The following is a 24113-nucleotide window of genomic DNA, read 5'->3' as shown; positions in this document are numbered from 1 at the left end:
TTGGTCCGGACAGGAGGGCCGCCGGTCGAGACCGGCGACACCTCGGGTCTTGGGAAGGAGGCTTATTCAGCCGCCTCTGCGTAGTCCTCCATCGGAGGGCAGGTGCAGATCAGGTTGCGGTCGCCATAGGCGTTGTCGACGCGGTTCACCGCCGGCCAGTATTTATCAACACCGAGGTTGCCCGGAGGGAAGCAGGCCTGCTCGCGCGAGTAGGGGCGATCCCACTCACCAACCAGATCGCGCACCGTATGTGGTGCGTGCTTCAGCGGGTTGTTTTCGGCATCGATCTTACCGTCGATGATATCCTGCGCTTCCGACCGGATGGACAGCATGGCTTCGCAGAAGCGATCCAGCTCATCCTTGGGTTCGGATTCCGTCGGCTCCACCATCAGGGTGCCAGCCACCGGCCAGGACATGGTCGGCGCGTGGAACCCGCTGTCGATCAGGCGCTTGGCCACATCGTCAACGGAGACGCCAGCCTCGTCATTCAGCGGACGGGTGTCCAGAATGCACTCATGCGCCACACGACCGGATTCCGACGTGTAGAGGATCGGATAGGCATCCTTCAGACGCGCGGCGATGTAGTTGGCGTTGAGGATCGCCACCTTGGTCGCCTGGGTCAGGCCAGCACCACCCATCAGCAGGATATACGCCCAGCTGACCGGCAGGATCGAGGGCGAGCCGAAGGGCGCCGCCGAGACCGGACCCACGGCGGTGCCGTATTCCGGGTGACCCGGCAGGTGCTCGGTCAGATGCGCCTTGACGCCGATCGGACCCATGCCGGGGCCACCACCGCCATGCGGAATGCAGAAGGTCTTGTGCAGGTTCAGGTGGCTGACGTCGCCGCCAATATCACCCGGACGGGACACACCCACCATCGCGTTCATGTTGGCGCCATCGATATAGACCTGACCGCCGTGATCATGGGTGATCTGGCAGACCTCCTGAACGGTGGTCTCGAACACGCCATGGGTGGACGGATAGGTGATCATGCAGCCTGCGAGGTGGTCAGAGTGTTTCTCCGCCTTTTCGCGGAAGTCCGCCACGTCGATGTTGCCGTTGTCGTCCGCTTTGATCGGAACCACTTTCCAGCCCACCATCTGCGCGGAGGCCGGGTTGGTGCCATGGGCAGAGGTCGGGATCAGGCAGACGTTGCGATGCGCCTCACCACGCGAGGCGTGGTAGTTGCGGATCGTCAGCAGGCCCGCATATTCGCCCTGCGCACCGGAGTTCGGCTGCTGGGAAATCGCGTCATAGCCGGTGATCTGGCACAGCTTGTCGTTCAGATCGTCGATCATCTGGTGGTAGCCCTGCGCCTGATCTTCGGGAACGAAGGGGTGCAGGTTGCCAAATTCCGGCCAGGTGACCGGGATCATTTCGATGGTCGCATTCAGCTTCATGGTACAGGAGCCAAGCGGGATCATCGCGCGGTCCAGCGCCAGATCGCGGTCGGCAAGACGGCGCATGTAGCGGGTGATCTCGGCTTCGGCCCGGTTCTTGTGGAAGATCGGGTGGGTCAGATACGCGCTGTCGCGCAGCATGGCTTCGGGCAGACGGTACTGCTTGTTGGAGCTGTCGTCCTTGCGGTCGATGCCAAAGGCACCCCAGACGGCCTCGATGGTTTCGGGGCGGGTCTGTTCGTCCAGCGAGATGCCGACCTTGGTTTCGCCGACGCGGCGCAGGTTGATGCCCCGCTGCACAGCGGCTTCCATGACGGTTTTCTGCAGGTGACCCACCTCGACGGTGATGGTGTCGAAGAAGACTTCCGGTTCAACTTTGAACCCGGCCTCTTCCAGACCAGCGGCCAGACGCGCGGTTTTGCGGTGGACGGACTGGGCAATCGCCTTGATGCCATCGGGACCGTGGTAGACGGCATACATCGACGCGATCACCGCCAGCAGCGCCTGTGCGGTACAGACGTTGGAGTTGGCTTTCTCGCGGCGGATGTGCTGTTCGCGTGTTTGCAGCGACAGGCGGTAGGCCTTGTTGCCGCGCGCATCGATGGACACACCGATGATCCGGCCCGGCATGGAGCGCTTCAGCTTGTCCGAGGTCGCCATATAAGCAGCGTGCGGGCCGCCGTAGCCCATCGGAACGCCGAAACGCTGGGTGGAGCCGATAGCGATATCCGCGCCCATTTCACCGGGGGATTTCAGCAGCGCCAGCGACAGGATGTCGGCGGCGACAACCGCGATGCCCTTGTGCTCGTGCAGGGCGGCGATCTGGTCGCTGAAATCGGTGACGTGACCATGGGTGCCGGGATACTGGAAGATCGCGCCAAAGACGGCGCCCGCGTCCAGTTCTGCCGGTTCAGCAACCACAACATCGATGCCCAGAGGCTCGGCGCGGGTCTTGATCACGGCGACGGTCTGCGGGTGGCAGTTCTTATCCACGAAGAAGGCCGCGTTATTCGCCTTGGAGCGCGAACCGCGATGCGCCATCGCCATGGCTTCGGCGGCGGCAGTGGCTTCGTCGAGCAGCGAGGCATTGGCCACCGGCAGGCCGGTCAGATCGCTGACCATGGTCTGGAAGTTCAACAGCGCCTCAAGACGGCCCTGCGAAATCTCGGGCTGGTAGGGCGTGTAAGCCGTGTACCAGGCGGGGTTTTCCAGAATGTTGCGCAGGATCGGGGCCGGCGTGGTGGTGCCGTGGTAGCCCTGACCGATCAGGGAGGTCAGCACCTTGTTCTTGCCCGCGATCTCTTTCATGTGGAAGAGCGCATCGCGTTCGGTCATCGCGGGACCCCAGTCCAGCGCCTCTTTCTGGCGGATGGCAGGCGGCACGGTGGCGTCGATCAGCTCATCGAGGGTGTTGAAGCCGATCACCTTCAGCATATCAGCCATTTCACGTGGGCTGGGCCCGATGTGGCGGCGATTGGCAAAGTCGTAGGCTTCGTAATCAGTCAGTTTGAAGGCCATGGGAATGTCCTAATTCGTGGTGGTCCCGCCGGACCATACCGGCGGGTAATCAAGGGAGGGATCGGGCCAGCACGACAGCCGGCCCGGCCCATCAGCAGGATCAGCCGATCAGGGCCTTGTAGCCGTCCAGATCCATCAGATCTTCCAGCTGGGCGCTGTCGGAGAGCTTGATCTTGTAGATCCAGGCCGCGCCTTCGGGGTCTTCGTTCAGGGCGCTGGGGTTGTCGGCCAGATCTTCGTTCACGGCGGTGATTTCACCATCCAGAGGCGCGTAGATTTCCGACGCCGCTTTCACCGATTCAATGACGCCGATCTCGCCGCCTTTTTCGAATTCTTCACCGCTGTCCTGCTGCTCGACAAAGACAACTTCGCCCAGCTGGTCAGCCGCGTGTTTGGTGATGCCGAGCGTGGCGGTGTCGCCCTCGACGGTGATCCATTCGTGATCTTCGGAATAATAGGTGGTCATCTCGGGTACTCCTGGAGCTTAGCGTTTGTAATTCTGGGTGACGAAGGGCAGGGCGACGATTTCTGCGTCATGGGCCTTGCCACGAATGATCAGTTTGACCTGTTCGCCGACCTTGCCGTGCGGGGCAGCGACATAGCCCATGGCGACCGGACCGCCGACGGTGGGGCCAAAACAGCCAGAGGTGATCTCACCAATGGTGTTGCCTTCGGCGCATTGGATCTCAACGTGCTGACGGGCAGGGGCGCGACCGGAGGGTTTGATCCCGACCAGTTTCTTCGCCGCGCCTTCGGCCAGCTCTTTCTGGATGCGGTCAGCACCGGGGAAACCGCCCTCTTCCTTGCGGCGTTTCTGGATCGCCCAGGCCAGCGACGCCTCAATCGGGGAGGTCGACTGGTCAATATCGTTGCCATAGAGGCAGAGGCCCGCTTCCAGACGCAGGCTGTCACGCGCGCCCAGACCGGCCGGCTCACAATCCTCATGGGCCAGGAACAGTTTGGTGATGCGTTCGGCGTCTGCATCGGGGATGGAAATCTCATAGCCGTCTTCGCCAGTGTAGCCGAGGCGCGACAGGCGGCATTCCACACCGTCGATATCAGCGACGATGGTTTCCATGAATTTCATCTCACGGGCAGCGGGGCACAGATCGCCCACCACATTTTCAGCGGCGGGGCCCTGAACAGCTACCAGCGCGCGATCGAAGATCTCGGTCACTTCGACGCCGTCGAGATGGGCCTTCATGTGGGGGATGTCCTGATGACGCAGAGCCGCGTTCACCACCACGAAATAATGGTCGCCAGCGTTGGAGACGATGAGGTCATCCATGATGCCGCCGTCTTCATTGGTGAAGAAACCATAGCGCGCCTTGCCTTCCTTGAGGGTGGCATAGGCCTGCGGGCAGATCGCTTCCAGTTTCTCGCCGACGTTGTCGCCGCGCAGGATCACCTGACCCATGTGGCTGACATCGAACAGCGCAGCTTTCTCGCGGCACTGCTTGTGCTCTCCCATGATGCCCATGGGGTATTGGACCGGCATTTCCCAGCCGGCAAAGTCGACCATCTTGCCGCCGAGGGCGACATGCAGGTCATAGAGCGGAGTACGTTTCGGCGCGTCGGTCATAGCGTCTTGCCCTTGAATTGGAATGTGAAAGGAACCGGGGCGCGACGCCTGCCGCGCCCCGATGTAGGTTGATTTTGGTTATTCTGCCGCGCCTTTGCTCGGCTCTTCGGTCTGCCCGTTGGAGGCAAAGAACTCTTTGGTCACCTTGAAGACAACCGGGCTCAGCAGGGCGAGAGCGATCAGGTTCGGGATCGCCATCATGGCGTTCAGCGTGTCTGCCAGCAGCCAGATGAAGCCCAGATCAGCAGTCGCCCCGAAGTAGATCGCGACGATCCACAGCACACGGTAGCCGATCAGCACCTTGGCACCCAAGAGGTAGCCGACGCATTTCTCGCCATAGTAGGACCAGCCCAGAATGGTGGTAAAGGCAAAGATCGACAGCGCGATGGCAATCACATAGCCGCCAAAGCCGGGCAGGGAGGTTTCAAACGCCAGCGAGGTCAGCGCGGCACCACTTTCGCCCGAGGTCCAGGCGCCGGAGGCGATGATCGCCAGACCGGTGATGGAGCAGACGATGATGGTGTCGATGAACGTGCCCAGCATCGCGATCAGACCCTGGTTTACCGGACCTTTGGTCTCAGCTGCGGCATGCGCAATCGGAGCGGAGCCCAGACCGGCTTCGTTCGAGAACACGCCACGCGCCACACCAAAGCGGATCGCGGCCCAGACAGCGGCCCCGGCAAAACCACCTTCAGCAGCGGAGGGGGTGAAGGCATAGGTGAAAACCAGACCCAATGCGTTGCCCAGTTGGTCGGCGTTGATGATCAGCACCAACAGACCGATGGTGATGTAGCTGACAGCCATGAACGGCACCAGCTTACCAGCCACCGCCCCAATGCGGGTGATACCGCCGAGGATCACGGCACCGGTCAGCGCCATCAGCACGATACCGGTGATGGACGGGTTGAAGCCAAAGTTGGTTTCCAGCACCTGCGCCACACCGTTGGCCTGCACGCCGTTGCCGATCCCAAAGGCCGCAATTGCGCCGAACAGGGCAAAGGCAAAACCCAGCCAGGCCCATTTCTGGCCAAGACCATTTTTGATGTAATACATCGGGCCACCGACATAGTTACCCTGATCGTCCTGCTCGCGGTATTTCACCGCCAGCACGGCCTCAGAATATTTGGTGGCCATGCCCACGAGTGCGGTCATCCACATCCAGAACAGCGCGCCGGGACCACCGAGGAACACAGCGGTTGCAACGCCGGCGATGTTGCCGGTGCCGATGGTGGCGGACAGCGCGGTCATCAGCGCGTTAAACGGGGTGATCTGGCCTTCGCCGTCGCCCGCCTCGCGGCCTTTGAACAGCAGCGCAAAGCCGGTGCCGATGCGCAGGATGGGCATCAGCTTCAGCCCGACCTGCAAAAACAGGCCAACGCCGAGAATGAGGACCAGCATCAGCGGGCCCCAGACGATCCCGTTGATATAGCCCACAATTGAATTCAGAACTTCCATATTTTTCCTCCCTTTAGGTGGTATTCTTTGGCCTTAGATTGCCTGTCCCGGCCTTTGCTGCGGTTCGCGACCGGTGACAAGTCATTTTCTGGGTTCCGCCCCTCCTGCCGCGACCGACCAGCCGCGGGGCAGACCCCAAATGCGGGGGTTTACGCTGTGCCGTCTCCCCCTGCATTGACGCTGGTGAGCTGCCGGTTCCGGGCCTCTTTCAGCGCTGCAAAATCCTCATCCGCGTGGAAGGATGAGCGGGTCAGAGGTGTCGCCGAGACCCCCAGGAACCCTTTGCTTCGGGCCATCCGCTCAATCTGCTCGAACTCCTCAGGGGTGACGAAGCGATCAATCGGATGGTGTTTCGGGGTGGGCTGCAGATATTGGCCCACGGTCAGGAAATCGACATCTGCGGCGCGCAGATCGTCCATCACCTGACGCAGATCTTCCAATGTTTCGCCCATGCCAACCATCAGGCCGGATTTGGTGAACACCTGCGGATTGGCGCGTTTGGCGTCATCCAGCAGGCGCAGCGAGCTGTAGTAGCGCGCGCCGGGACGGACACGGGGGTAGAGATGCGGCACGGTTTCCAGATTGTGGTTGAACACATCCGGCGCGGCCTCAAACACGATCTCGGCGGCGTTGCCCTTGCCCAGAAAATCCGGGGTCAGCACCTCAATCGTGGTGTCGGGGGTCTGGTGGCGCACGGCGCGGATGGTCTGGGCGATATGTTCGGCGCCGCCGTCCTCCAGATCGTCGCGGTCAACGCTGGTGATCACCACATGGCGCAGTGCCAGTTTCTTCACCGCCAGGGCCACGCGACCGGGCTCAAAGGCGTCCAGCGCATCGGGGCGGCCGGTGGAGACGTTGCAGAAGGAACAGCCGCGGGTGCAGACCTCCCCCATGATCATCATGGTGGCGTGGCGTTTGGACCAGCATTCGCCAATATTGGGGCAGGCGGCCTCTTCGCAGACGGTGGTCAGATTGTGGTCCCGCATCAGGCGGCGGGTCTCAAAGTATTCCGCGCTCTCGATTTTCTTGCGGCGGATCCACTTCGGCTTACGCGGGATCTCGCTATCGACCTTTTTCGACTTTTCCGGGTGGCGGAGCCGCGGCATCGGGACGTTCATCTGGGGTACCTCCTCAGGGCGAGAGATCGGACAGCGATCAGGCGTGAATGGCCCGACCCATGGCATCAAGGCAGGCTTCCTTCACCGCTTCGGCCATCGCTGGATGCGCGTGGCAGGTGGCGGCTACTTCACCAACGGTGGCGCCTTTGGTCATCGCCAGCACCAGTTCGGCGATCAGATCACCGCCATGTGCGCCGCAGATATGAGCGCCCAGGATCTGGCCCTCGGGTGTTGCCAGCACTTTGACCGCGCCGTCGGTTTCGCCCTGCGCACGGGCGCGGGAATTGGCCATGAAGGTGAATTTGCCGACGATATAATCCGTGCCCGCCTCTTTCAGCGCCTCTTCGGTCTTGCCAACGGATGCCACCTCGGGATCCGTATAGACGATGCCGGGGACGGTGTTGTAATCCACATGCCCCGCCTGACCGGCAAGCAACTCGACACAGGCCACGCCGTCCTCCTCGGCCTTATGCGCAAGCATCGGGCCGGGCACACAATCGCCAATCGCATAGATCCCTTCGACAGATGTGGAGAAACGTTCGTCCACCTCGACAAAGCCGCGCGCGTTGACGGAAACACCCAGCGCCTCCAGCCCCAGACCCCGGATCACCGGGCGGCGCCCGATGGCGATCAGCACCTTATCGGCGACCAGATGCTCTTCCTTGTCTTTGCCGACGCGGTCCAGCGTCAGGGTCAGGCCATCCTCGCTGCGGTCGATGAACTTCAGCGCGCGGCCCAGCTGGAACTTCAGCCCCCGTTTGGACAGGGCGCGCTGTGCCAGTTTGGCGATTTCTCCGTCGATGCCCGGCAGGATCCGGTCGAGGTATTCGACCACGGTGACCTTCGCACCAAGACGCGACCAGACCTGGCCCAGCTCCAGCCCGATGACACCGGCACCGACCACCACCAGATGCTTGGGCACCTCTGGCAGGGTCAGCGCGCCGGTGCTGGACACCACATCGCCCTCGTCAATATCGACGCCCGGCAGCGGGGTGGGTTCGGAACCGGTGGCGATCAGGATGTTCTTGGCCTCGTGGATGTCGTCGCCGACCTGAACCTGACCCGCGGCAGGAATGCTGGCCCAGCCTTCGATCAGGTCTACGCCGTTTTTCTTGAACAGGAAGGCAATGCCCTTGGTGAGATCGCCGACAATCTTGTCCTTGCGCGCCATCATCGCGTCCAGATCCAGCCGGGCGCCATCAATCGCAATCCCGTGACCGGCCAGATGCGACAGGCTTTCGTATTTTCCGGAGGAGGAGAGCATCGCCTTGGAGGGGATGCAGCCGACATTAAGACAGGTGCCGCCGAGGGTTCCGCGTCCTTCGACACAGGCCACCTTGAGCCCCAGCTGAGCCGCGCGAATGGCTGCAACATAGCCGCCCGGGCCACCACCAATAACGATCAGGTCATATAGGCTCATCGCCCGCCCTCCAGTTTGTCTGTCAGGGAACATTTGTCCCTAACTCTCCCACGAGTTTCCTTTAAGAAACTTTTCCACCATAAGCAACTATTGGTTTCACATAGAAACTTTGACCTGTGTCTGAGAGGGAGTTAAACATTGGGAAATTCAGGAGATTGCCCGCCAATGGAACCCATCAATCCGGAAGACGGCGCCCCCGTGGCAGAGGTTGCCGAGGCCCCGGACGGCGATGCGCTGGGGAAAATGATTCGAGATTCGCGTAAGGAAATGGGCCTGACGCTGGAGGAGGCGGCCAAGGCCGCCAATATCGGTCGCTCCACCCTGTCGAAGATCGAGAACAACCAGACCCGCCCCAGTTTCGAGATCATTCGCCGCCTGATGCAGACGCTGGATCTGCAGACGCCGCAGCTCTTTGTGCAATCCGCCAAGAGCGATATCTCCGGTCGGCGCGATTACACCCGCAAGGGTCAGGGTGAGCATCAGGAAACCGAGACTTACGACCATGAGCTGCTGTGTACCGAGCTGACCAGCAAACGGATGCTGCCCTATTTCAGCCGGATCAAGGCGCGGGATGTGTCGGAGTTCGAAACCTGGATCCGCCACAGCGGCGAGGAATTCATGCTGGTGATCAGCGGGGAGCTGATCCTGTACACAGAACACTACCGCCCGCTGCCGATGAAGGCCGGCGATACGGTCTATTATGACAGCGGCATGGGTCATTGTTGCGTTTCAACCAGCGCGGAGGACGCGCATGTCCTCTGGGTCTCGCTGGACTGATCCCGGCCTGCCGACAGTAGATTACCCGCACCAAAAAACGCCGCCCGCGCATTGGCGGGGCGGCGTTGTGGGTCAGGCTGCGGGTGACCCCGGCTATTCGGCAGCGATGCCAAGCGAGGCTGCGGCGCCGGGGGCGTCCCCGCGGTCAAACCGTGACCAGCTGAGATCCCCGTCATAGCGCCAGGCCAGCTGCCCGTGCTCATCCATGGCAATCAGATGCAGCCAGCCATTGTCGAACAGGTCGCGCACCTGCGGGTGGCGCTCCAGGATCTGGGTCATGGCCTCACGCGGGGCTTCGATCACCACGGTCAGGCGCAGGGGATCATGTTGCAGCGCTTCGCCATCATGCACCGACTGCCACGGCAGGCCGGGTTTCAGCGCGCCGCCGTTGCCCTCCAGCACGCCGATACCGCCGGCCACATTGTGCAACAGCTTGTTGCCGCCGCCGAACAGGGCCGGGGCAACGCTGGAGCCATAATATTGCAGGCTGATCCAGCTGGCGACCACCACCGGCGCGGTCAGGATCAGTTCCAGCACGCCAAACCCCTCATCCGCGCGCCAGTCATAGCTGTGCAGAAACGACTGCCCGTCCAGCGCCGTGCCCTCGGTCCGGCTGCGTGGCGCCGCGACAAAGGCCCGGCACCCAGCCAGCCCCCATTCGGGGCGCAGCTCAGCCCAGTCTGACGACCGGCGCAGAATATCGCCGCCCGCCTTGGCGCGGGGCAGCCGGGCGGCGCGTTCACTGCGCGCCAGCGCCCCCGCAGCCTTGACCCAGCGGCGCAGGCGCGCCAGATCGCGGGCCAGCCGGGTCTCACATCCGGCCGGCAGATCCTGCTCATAGAGCGTCACCTGATCGGTGGTGGTATGATGCAGCGCCGCCAGAAACACGGTGTCCTGCGGGATCATGATCCCCGCCGCAGTCAGGCCCGCACGCACCCCGGCGTCATTCAGCAGCCCGGCCAGAAGTCGCGCATTCACATCCCCTGCGTGACCGCCACAGGCGCCGCAGTGCAGGGCGCTGGCGTGGGGGTTGTTGGTCACATCCGCGCCATGGCCTGCCAACAGGACCACCGGGGCAAAATTATCGGTCAACGACATCGCCGACAGGATGGTTTTTGCCATTGCGATGCGGCTGTCCAGATCCACCGATGGGTCCAGTTGCGGCGCCGGATCGGTGGCGGCGCGACCGCTGACACCAAAGGCGTCGCGCAGCAGTTTGCCCGCATAGACCGGGCCGGTCGCCTCAACAAAGGCAAAGGACGAGACGGCCGCCAGTTTGAACCGCCCCCAGGCACGTCTGGCCCGCGCCGCATAACGCCGGGCCAGGTCAAGCCCGCCCGGTTCTGCAGCATTGGAACAGACACCTGCCGTCAGCAGCACCGGCCCCCGGCCTTCGGTGACATCGGATCCGGCTGCGTTATGCGCCGTCGCAAGCCCGAAAAACCCGGCAAATCCGATCGTCTCAATGCTGCTATCCTGCGCTTCCAGCGCGCGGCGAAACACCTCTGAGCGGACATCAATACAGAAGGCTGCCTGCACCGCCGGGCGCGCAGCCGTACCCTCGGCGCCATCCTCAGCCACCTGGCGCGGGGTGGCCGCAAGCGTGGTGGCCAGCTGCCGCTGGGCGGCGCGTTCTCCGGCCTCCTGCAGGATCGCGTCGATGATGTGATCGCGGCTTGGCGTTACCGGAGTTTCATGCTGCGCGACCACAGCCTGCCAGCGTGCCTCAATCGCGTCGCGGTACTGATGAAACAGCGCCTCGTCAAACACCATGCGGATCGCCAGCAGCTCCACCGTGGTGGTGTCACTGCCGCCCTCCAGCTCGGCCTGCCACGACAGGTAGCGGCCATATTGAGCCCAGCCCTGAAGGGTGATCAGCCAGCGATGAAACCCGGTGCTCGCCGCCTCTGATGTCAGGCCAAGAGTCTCCGAGGCCCGCCCAATCGCGCGCCAATGGGACCGGTTGGTGGCGCTGACAAAACTGCCAAAGCCGCGCAGCCCGTGGACTTCCGGCGTCAGGTCGCGGGTGGCAAACTGCCGCCAGGCCGCATAGGCGCCGCCGCTGCGATCCGGTTGCCACAGGGCCTGACCCTGATCAAAATGGCTGGCCGCAAAGGCGCCGATCCGATCTTCAACAAGGCCGGGCCAGTCGATCCCGGAGACCTCAGCCGCTAGGTCCGCAACCGTGGGCAGGGCCACCGGGTCGCCCGCAGCCTCCGCCGGGGTCAGTGCCGCATGAAGATCCGCCAGCGTCACCCCGCTGAATTCAGCACCGGCCCGCGCCAGTGCGGCGCGCAGATCGCTGTCGGTGAGTTCCCCTGCGGCCTGTTTTGCCGCCCAATGGCTGCGCTGTGGGGTCACCCGGGTGCCCGCAACCCGCGCCAACCGCGCCGAGGTCACCGCCAGTGATTCCTCGCGCTGGCCAAGGAAAGGGTTCACCGCCACGCTGGCAGTCAGCGGAAACAGTGGCGGGATTGCGCGGGCGGCCTGATTGGCGCAGGTGACCAGCTCCAACAGAGCGGCAGGATAGGTTTCGTGCTTCATCAACATCGCTTCAATCTCCCGGTTTCAGACCTGTGTCCGCTTTGACCAGCCACCCAGCAGCCGGTCAAAAATCGCATTTGCATAAAGCCCGTTGGCCAAATGAACCCGCAGCCCCGCCGCCGCCGGGTGCATCGCCCAAAGCGGAAAGGTCGCCTGCGCCACCGCCACCGCGCCAAAGCTGATGAGCGCCAGCAGGATCAGCGCCCATTCCAGTGGGCCGGGGGCCGGGGTGGCGGGCAAGGTGCCTGCGGTCAGCTTCAGCGCCGCCAGTTGCAACAGGAAGTAACTGACCGAGGTCGCGCTGGCATAGATCACCGTGCGCCGGGTCAGCGCACCGGGGGCGGCATCGGCCAGACCCTGCGCCAGAATATAGGCCACGCCAAAAATCAGGATCACCCCCAGCGCAATTGCCTGCACCGATTTGCCGTCAAAGCCGAAGATGGCACCAACCAGCGCATAGATCACGATACCGATGCCAAAGGCCTGCATCACATTGCGCCCGCTTGGCACTGCGATGGGGCCCGGGCGCCGGATCGCGGCAACATTGGCCACCGCCTCACCGGCGCTGAGAAACGCATGCGCCTTATAAAGGGAGTGCGCCACGATATGCAGCAGCGCCAGCGGGAACAGCGCCAGACCGCATTGCATGATCATAAACGCCATCTGCGCGATGGTGGACCAGGCAAGCGAGGTCTTGACCGCAGGCTGCGTCAGCATCACCAGCCCGCCAAACAGCGCGGTAAACCCGCCCAGCATCACCAGCAGCGCCATCACCGCGGGGGCCGCCAGCATCACATCGGCAAAGCGGATCAGCAGGAAGCCCCCGGCGTTGATCACCCCGGCATGCAGCAATGCGGACACCGGCGTCGGGGCCTCCATCACCTCGGTCAGCCAGCCATGGGTTGGAAACTGCGCCGAGGCGAGAACCGCCGCCAGCGCGATCAGCACGGCGGCCGCGATCGTCAGCAGATCAGGCGCAGCGGCGGCCAGAATGGTGGCAATATCGCTGGTGCCATAGGTCAGGATCAGCAAGAGCGCAGCGATGGCCAGGGACAGCTCGCTGGCCCGCGCCACCAAGGCCTTCTTGCGGGCGGCGCGGCGCGCTGTGGTCCGGTCACGGTAAAACAACAGCAGCTGATGCAGACACAGGCTGGTGGCAGTCCAGGCCAGCACCAGCTGCACCAGATTACCCGACATCACCAGAAGCAGAACCGCCGCCAAAGTGGCCGCCATCCAACCGGTAAAGGCACCCTGCCGCGCCTCGCCATCCATATAGGTTGCGCTGTAACGCAGCACGATCCAGCCAATAAAGCTGACCAGGCAGAGCATCACAACGCTGACCACATCCAGCCGCACCGACAGCCCAACCCCAAAAAGACCCAGCAGCGGCGAGCTGCCCGGACCCGCCATCATCAGCAAACCCGCTGACATCACCGAGACGACAAAAGCGCCAAGCCCCGCATATTCCGCCAGACGCGGCAGAGGAGCAGGGCGCAGACCGGGGCTGCGGCGGGCACGGACCGCCACCGCCAGCAGCAGTACCGGGGCCAGAAGCGGCAGAAACAAATACAGCATAAGAGGTTCTCCCAATCACAATGCAGCACGCGACGCTGCGTCAACGACAGAGGTAACGCCTGGCGCGTATTAATAAAAATTCATTGTTTTGCTCTTTTCGTTCTATTAAAATGAACGAATGCCTCTGAACTATCATCACCTGCGCTATTTCTGGGCGGTGGCCCATGACGGCAATCTGACCCGCACCGCACAGCGGCTGAACCTGTCGCAATCAGCCCTGTCTGTGCAGATCAAACAGCTGGAGGAACGGCTGGGGCACCCGCTGTTTGACCGGCGCGGGCGGCAATTGCATCTGACCGAAGCCGGCCGGATCGCGCTGGATCATGCGGATGCGATCTTTGCCACCGGGCAGGAGCTGATCGCCACGCTGGAGGACACGCGCCGCAGCCGTCAGGCCCTGCGCGTTGGCGCGCTGGCGACCTTGTCTCGGAACTTTCAGATCGGATTTCTGCGGCCGATGCTGGCGCGCAGCGATGTTGAGGTGATCCTCAGATCCGGCAGCCCGACCGAACTGCTGGAAGGGCTGGCGACGCTGAACCTTGATCTGGTGCTGATGAACCGAGAACCGCCCAATGACAGCCTGACACCTTATGAAACCCATCAAATCGCGGATCAGGCGGTCAGCATCGTTGGCACCCCGGACCGGCTGAACCCGCGCCTGCCCATCCGGGAGTTGCTGACCACCCAGCCTTTTGTGCTGCCGACCACCGACAATACGGCGCGGACCGCCTTTGATGCCATGGCCAGTCGCCTGTCGGTGGTGCCACAGGTCGCGGCGGAGGTCGATGACATGGCGATGATGCGCCTCTTGGCCCGCGAAGACATCGGTCTGGCGCTGGTGGCCCCGATCGTGGTGCAGGATGAACTGTCCTCCGGGCGGCTGCTGGAGGCAGAAGAGCACCCCCGCATCCGCGAAACCTTCTATGCCATCACCCTAAGACGCCGCTTCCCGAACCCGCTGGTCCAGGAATTGCTGGCCGTCGACACCTCCGCTCTGGATGAATGAGGCCGCTGACCTGACCAGCAAGTTCCCGGCCACCCTCAGCGCATCAGCGCGCGGGCCTCTTGCGGGGGGAGCGGGGCCGGGCGGGGGCAGCTGGTGGTGGTCGCGACCCAGGCGCGGGTCTCGCCTGCCTTTAGAATGGCCATCATCACATCAACGGTATGGGCTGCCAGCTCGATACCGCAACGATGGGGTCGGTTCTGGGTGATGGCGGCAACCATATCCGCAAGACCGGCGGCCCGGTAATTGGCCTGACGGCGCCCGTCGGGCCGCGTCTCATTCGGCTGGGCAAAGGGGTGATCATCCTCCGGTGCCAGGGGGATCAGATCACCGTCCCCTTCGCTCATCCTGACCATGCCGCCGAAATAATTGGGGTCGGGCAGCTGCAGCGTCCCCTTGGTCCCGTAGAGTTCCATATTGGGATGGCTGCTGGTCCAGACATCCCAGCTGGCTCCCAAGGTGATGATCGCGCCGGTGTCGAATTCCAGCAGCGCGTGGATATTGGTGGCGGTGTCGACCGGGATCTCCTCGCCATGGCGCGGCCCATTGCCGATGGTGCGGGTGGGGAAACTGGCTGCCGTCATCGCCGCCACTGATCGCACCGGACCCAGCAACTGAATGAGATTGGCGATATAATAAGGTCCGAGGTCCAGAACCGGCCCACCCCCCGGCTGAAAGAAGAAGTCCGGGTTCGGATGCCAGTGCTCCATCCCGCGCGACATCACATGGCAGGTGCCGCCAATCACGCGGCCAACCCGCCCCTCATCAATCATGGCGCGGGCCAGCTGATGGGAACCGCCCAGAAACGTATCGGGTGCAGATCCCACGCGCAGACCGCGCTGCCCCGCCAGATCCCGCAGGGCCATGGCCTGGTCCAGCGTCAACGCCAGTGGTTTTTCGGAATAGGCGTGTTTGCCTGCCTCCAGAATGCGCCGGGTCAGCGGATAATGCGCCTCCGGGATGGTGAGATTGACCACCACGGCGATATCCTCAGCCGCCAAGAGACCCTCCACGGTTTCGGCGCGCAACCTGTGTTCCGCCGCCCGTGCCTGTGCCGCCTCGGGGTTGATATCTGCCACTGCCCGAAGCGTCATCCCGCTGAAAAGAGGGATCATTTTCAGATAGGTGAGAGAGATATTTCCGCATCCGATGATGCCAATGCCCAGCTCTGTCATAATGACCTCTCAGAATGCCTGTACCGTCGCCAGCGACCGACGGGCGCAGCGGCGATGATCACTTGGGTTGTCATGTTCGATCACGTAACGATCCACGCCAGCCTTTTGCAGGGCGGCGTGAACCGGCGCCCAGGCGATCGTGCCATGGCCCACATCGGCCCAGCCGTCCTCATCCGCGCAGGCCCCGGCCGGCGCGACATCTTTGATATGGGCGGCGTGGATCTGACCTGTAAAACGCTCCACCATGGCCACCGGGTTGTGGCCCGCGCGGGCCGTCCAGCCCAGATCCAGCTCCAGTTTCAACTCGGGCGAGGCCCCGGCGATGAGATCCAGCGGCATCACCCCGCCGCCCAGATCCGCCAGCTCAAAATCATGGTTGTGCCAGCCAAAGACAAATCCGGCCTCCTGCACCGGTCGCCCGGCGGCCACCAGACGGGCGGCAAACGCCTCCCAGCCGGCAAGGTCCACAGGCCGATCCGGTGCCTGCAGCATTGGCGCAAAAATCGCCTCGGCGCCAACGGCGCGACCAATCGCGATGGCCGCCTGGGGATCGCGCTCCAGATCGTCCAGCCCGTAGTGCAACGTCGGCATGCTCAGCCCCGCCGCGCGCAGATCCTCGGCCAGCGTCGGCACCTGCGCAAACAGCGCGCCATAGCCCTCAACATCTGCGTAGCCAGCCTCCGCCAGCATGGTGAGCGTGTCAGCCAGCGGCCGGTTGCGCGAGCCATAGAGTTGGTAGGAAATAGCAGTCATGGTAAGTCCTTCCGGCGCCGTCACAGGCGCGCTTCGGTGTTGGGGTCAAAGAGTGAGGCGCGGCCCGTGTCAAAGCCGATGCGCAACCGGTCGCCTGCCGACACCCGGCTGGCCCCATCCATGCGCAGGCGCAAATTTTGCGTGCCCTGGGTGGCATAAACCAACGTGTCCGACCCCAGCCCCTCGACCAGATCCACCAGCACCTCGGCGGTGGTATCCGCGCGGGTGATCTGCTCTCCAGTCAGGATATGTTCGGGGCGGATGCCGATCACGGCGGCGCCATGATGCGGCCCGTTCTGGTAGGCGTACCCCTGCATCGGCAGGGCGAGATCGCCGGCATGGAACACGCCGTCAATCAGCACCCCCTCAATCAGGTTCATGGCCGGGCTGCCGATAAACCCGGCGACATAGAGGTTCTGAGGCCGGTTATAAATCTCATCCGGGCTGCTCAGCTGCATGATCCGCCCGCCCTTCATGATGGCGATGCGGTCCGCCAGCGTCATCGCCTCGACCTGATCATGGGTCACGTAGATCATGGTATTCGCCAATTGCTGATGCAGCCGCTTCAGCTCCACCCGCAGATCGGCGCGCAGCTTGGCATCCAGATTGGACAGCGGTTCATCAAACAGGAACACATCCACATCGCGCACAAGCGCCCGCCCGATGGCGACGCGCTGGCGTTGCCCGCCCGACAACGCGGCGGGTTTGCGTTTCAGCAGCGGTTCGATCTGCAACACCTCGGCGGCGCGGGCCACGCGTTTGGCGATCTCCGGCTTTGGCAGGCGGGCGTTTTTCAGGCCAAAGGAAAGGTTCCCCTCCACCGTCATCTGCGGATAAAGCGCATAGGACTGGAACACCATGCCAATGCCGCGCTCCGACGGTTCCGCCCAGGTGACATTCTGGCCTTGAATGAAAATCTGCCCGTCGCTGATATCCAGCAGGCCCGCGATACAGTTCAGCAAGGTGGACTTGCCGCATCCGGATGAGCCGAGCAGCACCAGAAATTCGCCCTGTTCGATATCTAGGTTCAGCTGATGCAGCACCTGCAGCTCGCCGAAATGGAGGTCGAGGTCGCGGATCTCAACGGAGTGGGTCATAAGTGTCATGAGAGATCAGCCTTTCACGGCGCCAGCAGCAATGCCGCGCACAAACAGTTTGCCAGAGACGAGGTAGATCACCAGCGGCACCAACCCGGTGAGAAGGGTTGCGGCCATGTTGACGTTATATTCCTTCACCCCCTGGACGGAGTTGACGATATTGTTGAGCTGCACCGTCATCGGATAGGTTTCGGGCTTGGTGTAGATCACGCCAAACAGGAAATCGTTCCAGATTCCGGTGACTTGCAGGATCATGGCCACGACGAAGATCGGGATCGACATTGGCACCATGACCCGCAGATAGATGCCCCAGAACCCGGCGCCATCCACCCGCGCCGCCTTGAACAGCTCCTCCGGCAGGGAGGCAAAATAGTTGCGGAACAACAGTGTCAGGATCGGCATGCCAAAGATTGAATGCACCAGCACCAGCCCCCACAGCGATCCCATCAGCTTCAACTCGCGCAGGATGATCACAATCGGATAAAGCATGGTCTGATAAGGGATGAAGGCGCCGATGATCAGGATGGTGAAAAACGTCTCCGACCCTTTGAACCGCCAGTTTGCGAGCGCGTAGCCATTGACGCTGGCGATGGCGATGGACAGCGCCACTGACGGCACCAGGATCTTGATCGAATTGCCAAATCCCCGGCTCAGCCCGTCGCAATTGATGCCGGTGCAGGCCTCCGACCAGGCCTTGACCCAGGGCTGAAACGTGATCTCGACCGGCGGCGAAAAGATATTGCCGAGCCGGATTTCGGGCATCCCCTTGAGCGAGGTCACCACCATCACGTAGAGCGGCAGCAGATAGTAGAGCGCGATCAGCAGCAGCGTACCATAAAGCATGACATTTCGCCGCGAAACCTTCGCCTTTGGCTTGGTGCCGCGCGGGCCGTCCAGAATACGGACCGGGGTGGCCTTCGGGGTTTGTGGGGACAGATCAACCACGTTTCTTTCCTCCGAATTCCAGATAGGCCCAGGGCACAAGGATGATGATCACCGACAGCAGCATCATGGTGGAGGCGGCAAAGCCCTGACCCAGATTCTGGGCCTCAAACATGTAGTTGATCACGTATTTCGCAGGCACCTCGGATGAAATGCCGGGACCGCCATTGGTCTGGGCCACCACCAGATCGTAAAGCTTGATAATACCGCTAGCTATGATCACCAGCGCGGTGACAAACACCGGGCGCATCATCGGGATGATCACCCGGACATAGGTTTTGGTCACGCCGATCCCGTCAACGCGGGCGGCCTTCCAGATGTCCTCATCAATGCCGCGCAGCCCCGCCAGCATGATCACCATGACAAAGCCGCTGCCCTGCCACAGCCCGGCGATCAGCACGCCGAAAATCACCGTTTCCGGGTTGTTCAGCGGATCAAAGGCAAAGCTCTCCCAACCCCAGCTGCGCACCACATTCTGAATGCCGAAATCCGGGTTCAGGATCCATTGCCAGGCCAATCCGGTCACCACAAAAGACAGCGCAAACGGATAGAGAAAGATGGTGCGAAACGCGCCCTCAAAGCGGATCTTGCGATCCAGCAGCGCCGCCAGTGTGAAGCCGATCGCCATGGTCAGCACCAGCGAGCAGAGGCCATAGATCAGCAGGTTTTCGACCGAGATCAACCAACGATTGCTGGACCAGAGCCGCTCATATTGATCGAAACCGACGAATTTCCACTTCGGCAGCAGCCGCGATTTGGTGAAGGAATGCGCAACCGTCCAGGCGGTGCCGCCCATGAACACCACCAGCGCGGTGAGGATCATCGGCACGGAGGCGATTTTTGCATTGAGGTTGCGCAGCACGCGGGGCGGGCGCGGCCGGGCCGCGGGGTTGTGTCCGCTGCGGCCGGTTGGAGGGGTTAGTGTCATGATATGTCTCGTTCTGGATCAGCGCGCCGATCAGGGCAGACGGCAACGCCAACCGGGGCGCAAATCAAGGCGCGCCCCGACTGAAATGCGGCTCAGTCAGCGTCCGCGATAATCTCGGCATAGCGCGCCTGCGCATCCGCCGCCGCCATGTCAGAGGCCCAGAATTCCGCCATCAGATCCTGAATCTGCGCCTGGGTATCGGCGGAGAACGCCTGATCCATGCTGGGCAGCACATTGCCATCCGCCAGAATCGCGAGGCCTTTCTTCATGCAGTCATTGGCTGCTGACAGATCGACATCTCCGCGCACCGGCAGGGAGCCCTTGGTCAGGTTGAAATCGACCTGAACCTCCTTGGAGATCAGCACCGACGCCATATCCATCTGCGCCTGTTTGACCTCTGCATCTTCAATCACCGGGAAATAAAACGCATCACCGCTGGTGTCGATGATCTGGTTCAGCCCCATGCCGGGCAGGCAGCTGTAATCCTGTCCGGCCACCTGTTCGGCAAGGGTGAATTCCCCCTGCGCCCAATCGCCCATGATCTGCCCGCCGGCCTTGCCGGTGATGACCATATTGGTGGCCAGGTTCCAGTCCTGCACATTGCTGTTGCGCGCCAGTTCGCGGGCGTCGACCACCGCATCAAAAACCTTGGCATATTGCGGCCCGGCGGCGACCTCGGCGTTGCGCTCCAGCGAGACCTTGCGCCAGCTGTCCTGATCGACCAGCCCGACAGTCAGCGCCCCAAAGGCGATCCGCTGCTGCCAGCCCTGCTGCCCCATCGCCAGCGGCACGATACCGGCCTCGGCCAGCTTTGGCGCGGCGGCGACAAATTCATACCAATCCTGCGGCACGCTCATCCCCGCCTTGTCAAAGGCGTCATGGCTGAGCCAGAGCCACTGCGTGGAATGGATATTGACCGGCACACAGTAGATGCGCCCCTCGTAGGTGCAGCTGTCCAGCAGCGACGGCGGGTTGACGATATCGCGCCAGCCTTCCTTTTCCGCCAGTTCGGTGAGGTCGGTCATCAGCCCCGCCTCGATCAGCTCCTCGGCCTGACGACCATGGGTGAGCTGCGTTGCCGCCATCGGATCACCGCCCAGAATACGGCTGATAATGATCGGACGCGCAGTGGTACCGGATCCGGCGATGGCGCCATCAACCCAGTTATGCGCGGTCTGATCATTCACCGCATCGGCAAATTTCGTAACCGCCGCAGCCTCCCCGCCTGAGGTCCACCAATGGGTCACCTCCAGATCGGCGGACTGCGCGATGGTGGCGCTAACACTAAGGGCTGTCGTCATCAGCATAGATGTCAATTTCACGATTTATCCTCCCTGACTAAATCGTTATAGATCGACTTATAACGATTTAGATTGACCTCGCAAGATGTTTTCTGCAACACGAAGAACAGGACGTGGGGTCGCGGATCTGATAGAGATCCCAAACCCCGATATGAGCAACGCGAGGCGCCAATGGCCAAATCTACCCCCCCAAGCGACGGTCTGCCCCGCGATGGCAAGAAGCCGACGCTTAAAACCATCGCCAAGGCCAGCGGCATGGCCGTGCCCACGGTCTCGCGGGCGCTGTCCGATGCGCCCGATATCAGCGAGGCAACCAAGAAGAAGGTGCGCGAAATCGCCGATGCGCTTGGCTATGTGCCAAACCGCGCCGGCGTGCGGCTGCGCACCGGGCGCACCAATGTCATCAGTCTGGTGATGTCGGCAGAACGCGAGATGATGACCCAGACCGCCCGGTTGCTGACCTCGCTGGGGCTGGCGTTGCGCGAAACCCAGTATCACCTCAATGTCTCGCCGGTGTTTCCCGACGACGATCCGCTGCGCGCAGTGCGCTACATCGTGGAGAATCAGACCGCCGATTGCGTGATCTTCAATCAGGTCGAACCGGAGGATAAGCGCGCGGAATATCTGATTGAGCGGACGTTCCCATTTGCCACCCACGGGCGCACCAAATGGGCCGATCAGCACCCCTATTATGACTTCGATAATTTCGCCTTTTCCGAATTGTCGCTTGCCGAACTGGCGGCGCGTGGGCGCAGGAATATCGTGCTGCTGGCGCCGCCTCTGGCGCAGAACTATGCCAACGATATGGTGAACGGCGCCCGCCACGCCGCCAAGGCGCTGGGGATCCAGCTGCACGTGGCCCGTCAGGTCCAGAGCAACGGTCTCTATAAGGATCTGCGCAACTGGGCGGCGCAGAAACACCGCGAAGATCCAACAATCGACGGCTTTCTCTGCGCCTCGACCAACGCCACCATGTCCGTGGTTGCGGGTATGGAAAGCTGCGGCTGCACCGTCGGGCAGGAGTTCGACGTGGTCGCCAAGGAGGGGCTGCATATGCTGAAATTCGTGCGCCCCGAAATCATTGTCGTGCAGGAAGATATCGAAGCCACCGGCGTCTTCCTCGCCAAGGCAGCCCTTCAGGCGATCAAATCGCCGGAGCTGCCACCACAGCAGTTTCTGGAAGTACCAACCGAATTTGTCACCTGGGAATAACCCAGACCCGAGGGAGAGCAGACGTGACCACGCAGATCAAAGGCCCGGCCCTGTTCCTGGCGCAATTCGCCGGGGATGAGGCGCCGTTCAATTCACTGGAGGCAATCACAAAATGGGCCGCCAGCCTTGGCTATCGGGGGGTGCAGATCCCGACTTTCGACAGCCGCCTCTTTGATCTGGACCGCGCCGCCGAAAGCCAGACCTACTGCGACGAGGTAAAGGGCATCTGCGCCGATGCGGGCGTGGAGATCACCGAACTGTCGACGCATCTTCAGGGCCAGCTGGTGGCGGTGAACCCGGCCTATGATCTCGCGCTGGATGCTTTTGCCCCGGACCATTGCCGCGGAAATCCCGCCAAGCGGCAGGCTTGGGCGGTGGATCAGATGTACAAGGCCGCCACCGCCAGCCAGCGGCTGGGGCTGACGCATACGGTCAGCTTTACCGGCGCGCTCGCCTTTCCTTATCTCTATCCCTGGCCGCAGCGCCCGGAGGGGCTGATTGAGGAGACCTTCGCCGAGCTGGGCCGGCGCTGGACGCCGATCCTCAACCACTATGCCGACTGCGGGCAGGATATCGGCTTTGAACTCCACCCCGGCGAGGATGTCTTTGACGGGGCGACGTTTGAAATGTTTGTGGACGCCTGCGGTGGGCACGCGGCGGCGATGATCAACTACGATCCCAGCCATTTCCTGCTGCAACAGCTGGATTACCTCGCCTTCATCGACCTCTATCATGACCGGATCAACGCCTTTCATGTGAAGGACGCGGAGTTCAATCCCGACGGGCGGCAGGGGGTCTATTCCGGCTATCAGAGCTGGACCAACCGCGCCGGGCGCTTCCGATCACTGGGTGACGGGCAGGTTGATTTTTCAGCGATTTTTTCCAAGCTGACCCAATATGGCTATGACAGCTGGGCGGTGCTGGAATGGGAATGCTGCCTCAAATCACCCGCACAGGGCGCCGCCGAGGGCGCGCCCTTCATCAAACGCCACCTGATCGAGGTCACCGATAAGGCCTTTGACGATTTTGCCGGGGGCGAGCGCGACACTGACACAATCCGGGAGATGCTGGGACTATGACGACAGAGCGTAAGACACGCCTCAAACTGGGCATGGTCGGGGGTGGCCAGGGGGCCTTCATCGGGGCGGTGCATCGGATCGCCGCGCGGATGGACGACCGCTTTCAGCTGGTCGCCGGGGCGCTGTCCTCCGATCCCGCACGCGCCGCTGCCAGCGCCGCCGAACTGGGGATTGCCCCGGATCGCAGCTATGCCAGCTTTGAGGAGATGGCCCGGGCCGAGGCCGCCCGCGAAGATGGCATTGACGCGGTGGCAATCGTCACGCCCAACCATCTGCACGCCGGGCCCAGCATCGCCTTTCTCAATGCAGGCATTCATGTGATCTGCGACAAACCCCTTGCCGCCAGCGCGGCGGAGGCCGAGGCGATGAAACAGGCCGCCGCAACCAGCCGCGCGCGGTTTTTTCTGACCCATAACTACACCGGCTATCCGCTGCTGCGGCAGGCCCGTGCCATGGTTGCGCGCGGCGATCTGGGGCGGATCCGGCTGGTGCAGGCAGAATATGCGCAGGACTGGCTGACCGACGTGATCGAACAGGAAGGCCACAAACAGGCCGCCTGGCGCACCGACCCCGCACAATCCGGTGCCGGGGCGATTGGCGATATCGGCACCCATGCCTTCAATCTCGCTTGTTTTGTCAGCGGTCTGGCGCCACAGGCACTCTCGGCTGAGCTGCACAGTTTCGGGCCCGGACGTCAGGTCGATGACAACGCCCATATCCTGCTGCGCTATGCTGAGGGCGCGCGCGGTATGCTCTGGGCCAGCCAGATCGCGGTCGGCTGTGAAAACGACCTGCGCCTGCGCATCTATGGCGACAAGGGCGGTCTGGAGTGGGAGCATCAGGACCCCAATCAGATGCGCTTCACCCGTTTTGGGGAACCCAAACAGATCCTGACCCGCGGCGGCGCTGGTGTTGGTCCGGACTGGACCCGCGTTCCGCCTGGTCACCCGGAGGGATATCTGGAAGGCTTTGCAACGCTTTACACCGATATCGCCGAGGTGATCGAGACTGGCATCGACCATCCGATGCTGCCCGGTCTTCAGGCAGGGCTGGACGGGATGTGGTTCATCTCAGCCGCGCAGACCTCCTCTGCCGACGGGGGGGTCTGGATCCCTCGATAATCCCCAGGGCTCTCCTGATCCGATCAACCCGAAAAACCGCCATCCAAGGGGGACATCCCCTTGGATCCCGCGCCTGCGCGCGTCTGGCGCCCTGTCATCCCCCCATTCGCTCC

19 protein-coding genes are annotated in these 24113 nt (G+C 62.5%); 5 read left to right on the top strand and 14 right to left on the bottom strand.

The genetic code is table 11. The features are described from left to right. Positions 1-62 precede the first annotated feature (62 nt). The 6 genes from gcvP to lpdA all read right to left on the bottom strand — a co-directional run bounded on the left by gcvP (position 63) and on the right by lpdA (position 8493). Positions 63-2918 (bottom strand): aminomethyl-transferring glycine dehydrogenase, encoded by a 2856-nt coding sequence (gene gcvP / locus OO25_RS19510; protein WP_040182214.1) that lies wholly within the window; start codon positions 2916-2918, stop codon positions 63-65. Positions 2919-3018: 100 nt separating this feature from the next. Continuing rightward, positions 3019-3384 carry a glycine cleavage system protein GcvH gene (gene gcvH / locus OO25_RS19505; protein WP_014876560.1) on the bottom strand — a complete coding sequence of 122 codons (366 nt, stop codon included), beginning with the start codon at positions 3382-3384 and terminating at the stop codon, positions 3019-3021. An 18-nt stretch (positions 3385-3402) separates the two neighbouring features. Further along, entirely contained in the window at positions 3403-4500 is a 1098-nt protein-coding gene (gene gcvT, locus OO25_RS19500) for a glycine cleavage system aminomethyltransferase GcvT (RefSeq protein WP_040182211.1), read from the bottom strand. A gap of 78 nt (positions 4501-4578) precedes the next feature. Beyond that, positions 4579-5955, bottom strand: coding sequence for a sodium:alanine symporter family protein (locus OO25_RS19495; RefSeq protein WP_040182209.1), 1377 nt, complete (start codon positions 5953-5955; stop codon positions 4579-4581). 149 nt (positions 5956-6104) lie between these two features. Further along, entirely contained in the window at positions 6105-7073 is a 969-nt protein-coding gene (lipA, locus tag OO25_RS19490; RefSeq protein ID WP_040182206.1) for a lipoyl synthase, read from the bottom strand. Between the two features lie 37 nt (positions 7074-7110). Further along, entirely contained in the window at positions 7111-8493 is a 1383-nt protein-coding gene (gene lpdA, locus OO25_RS19485) for a dihydrolipoyl dehydrogenase (protein ID WP_040182204.1), read from the bottom strand. A 165-nt stretch (positions 8494-8658) separates the two neighbouring features. Here lpdA and OO25_RS19480 point away from each other — a divergent pair, with 165 nt between their 5' ends. Then, a complete protein-coding gene (locus OO25_RS19480) occupies positions 8659-9270 on the top strand; it encodes a helix-turn-helix domain-containing protein (RefSeq protein ID WP_040182202.1) in 612 nt (203 codons plus the stop codon). A gap of 93 nt (positions 9271-9363) precedes the next feature. Here OO25_RS19480 and OO25_RS19475 read toward each other — a convergent pair whose 3' ends face one another. Both OO25_RS19475 and OO25_RS19470 read right to left on the bottom strand, forming a co-directional pair. Beyond that, a complete protein-coding gene (locus OO25_RS19475; protein ID WP_052465729.1) occupies positions 9364-11820 on the bottom strand; it encodes a YbcC family protein in 2457 nt (818 codons plus the stop codon). Between the two features lie 18 nt (positions 11821-11838). Then, positions 11839-13389 (bottom strand): proton-conducting transporter membrane subunit, encoded by a 1551-nt coding sequence (locus tag OO25_RS19470; RefSeq protein ID WP_040182199.1) that lies wholly within the window; start codon positions 13387-13389, stop codon positions 11839-11841. A 118-nt stretch (positions 13390-13507) separates the two neighbouring features. Here OO25_RS19470 and OO25_RS19465 point away from each other — a divergent pair, with 118 nt between their 5' ends. Beyond that, positions 13508-14395, top strand: a complete 888-nt coding sequence (locus OO25_RS19465) for a LysR family transcriptional regulator (RefSeq protein ID WP_040182197.1) — start codon at positions 13508-13510, stop codon at positions 14393-14395. Between the two features lie 35 nt (positions 14396-14430). On the opposite strand, the gene OO25_RS19460 is transcribed toward OO25_RS19465, so the two are convergent. From OO25_RS19460 to OO25_RS19435, 6 genes are all read right to left on the bottom strand, one after another. Next, entirely contained in the window at positions 14431-15567 is a 1137-nt protein-coding gene (locus tag OO25_RS19460) for a Gfo/Idh/MocA family protein (RefSeq protein ID WP_071233292.1), read from the bottom strand. A 9-nt stretch (positions 15568-15576) separates the two neighbouring features. Further along, the gene (locus OO25_RS19455; protein ID WP_040182193.1) at positions 15577-16320 is read right to left on the bottom strand and encodes a sugar phosphate isomerase/epimerase; all 744 of its coding nucleotides are present in this window, start codon (positions 16318-16320) and stop codon (positions 15577-15579) included. A 20-nt stretch (positions 16321-16340) separates the two neighbouring features. Beyond that, positions 16341-17426, bottom strand: a complete 1086-nt coding sequence (locus OO25_RS19450; RefSeq protein ID WP_082035369.1) for an ABC transporter ATP-binding protein — start codon at positions 17424-17426, stop codon at positions 16341-16343. A 6-nt stretch (positions 17427-17432) separates the two neighbouring features. After that, a complete protein-coding gene (locus OO25_RS19445) occupies positions 17433-18362 on the bottom strand; it encodes a carbohydrate ABC transporter permease (protein WP_040171888.1) in 930 nt (309 codons plus the stop codon). Further along, positions 18355-19287, bottom strand: a complete 933-nt coding sequence (locus OO25_RS19440) for a carbohydrate ABC transporter permease (RefSeq protein ID WP_040182189.1) — start codon at positions 19285-19287, stop codon at positions 18355-18357. Before OO25_RS19440 ends, OO25_RS19445 begins: the two co-directional genes overlap by 8 nt. Positions 19288-19379: 92 nt before the next feature. After that, a complete protein-coding gene (locus OO25_RS19435; protein WP_175304847.1) occupies positions 19380-20609 on the bottom strand; it encodes an ABC transporter substrate-binding protein in 1230 nt (409 codons plus the stop codon). A gap of 150 nt (positions 20610-20759) precedes the next feature. Here OO25_RS19435 and OO25_RS19430 point away from each other — a divergent pair, with 150 nt between their 5' ends. From OO25_RS19430 to OO25_RS19420, 3 genes are read left to right on the top strand one after another with little or no spacing between them, the layout of a single operon-like run. Further along, positions 20760-21800 carry a LacI family transcriptional regulator gene (locus OO25_RS19430; RefSeq protein WP_040182186.1) on the top strand — a complete coding sequence of 347 codons (1041 nt, stop codon included), beginning with the start codon at positions 20760-20762 and terminating at the stop codon, positions 21798-21800. A gap of 23 nt (positions 21801-21823) precedes the next feature. Then, positions 21824-22879: a sugar phosphate isomerase/epimerase gene (locus OO25_RS19425; protein WP_040182184.1), complete on the top strand. Its 1056-nt coding sequence runs from the start codon at positions 21824-21826 to the stop codon at positions 22877-22879. Beyond that, positions 22876-24000, top strand: coding sequence for a Gfo/Idh/MocA family protein (locus OO25_RS19420; RefSeq protein ID WP_040182180.1), 1125 nt, complete (start codon positions 22876-22878; stop codon positions 23998-24000). Before OO25_RS19425 ends, OO25_RS19420 begins: the two co-directional genes overlap by 4 nt. The last annotated feature ends 113 nt before the right edge of the window (positions 24001-24113 follow it).

The organism is Phaeobacter sp. S60 (assembly GCF_000826845.1).
Classification (GTDB): domain Bacteria; phylum Pseudomonadota; class Alphaproteobacteria; order Rhodobacterales; family Rhodobacteraceae; genus Phaeobacter; species Phaeobacter piscinae.
The sequence above is the reverse complement of the archived record's forward strand: the minus strand, read 5'-3'. Positions and strand labels throughout refer to the sequence as shown.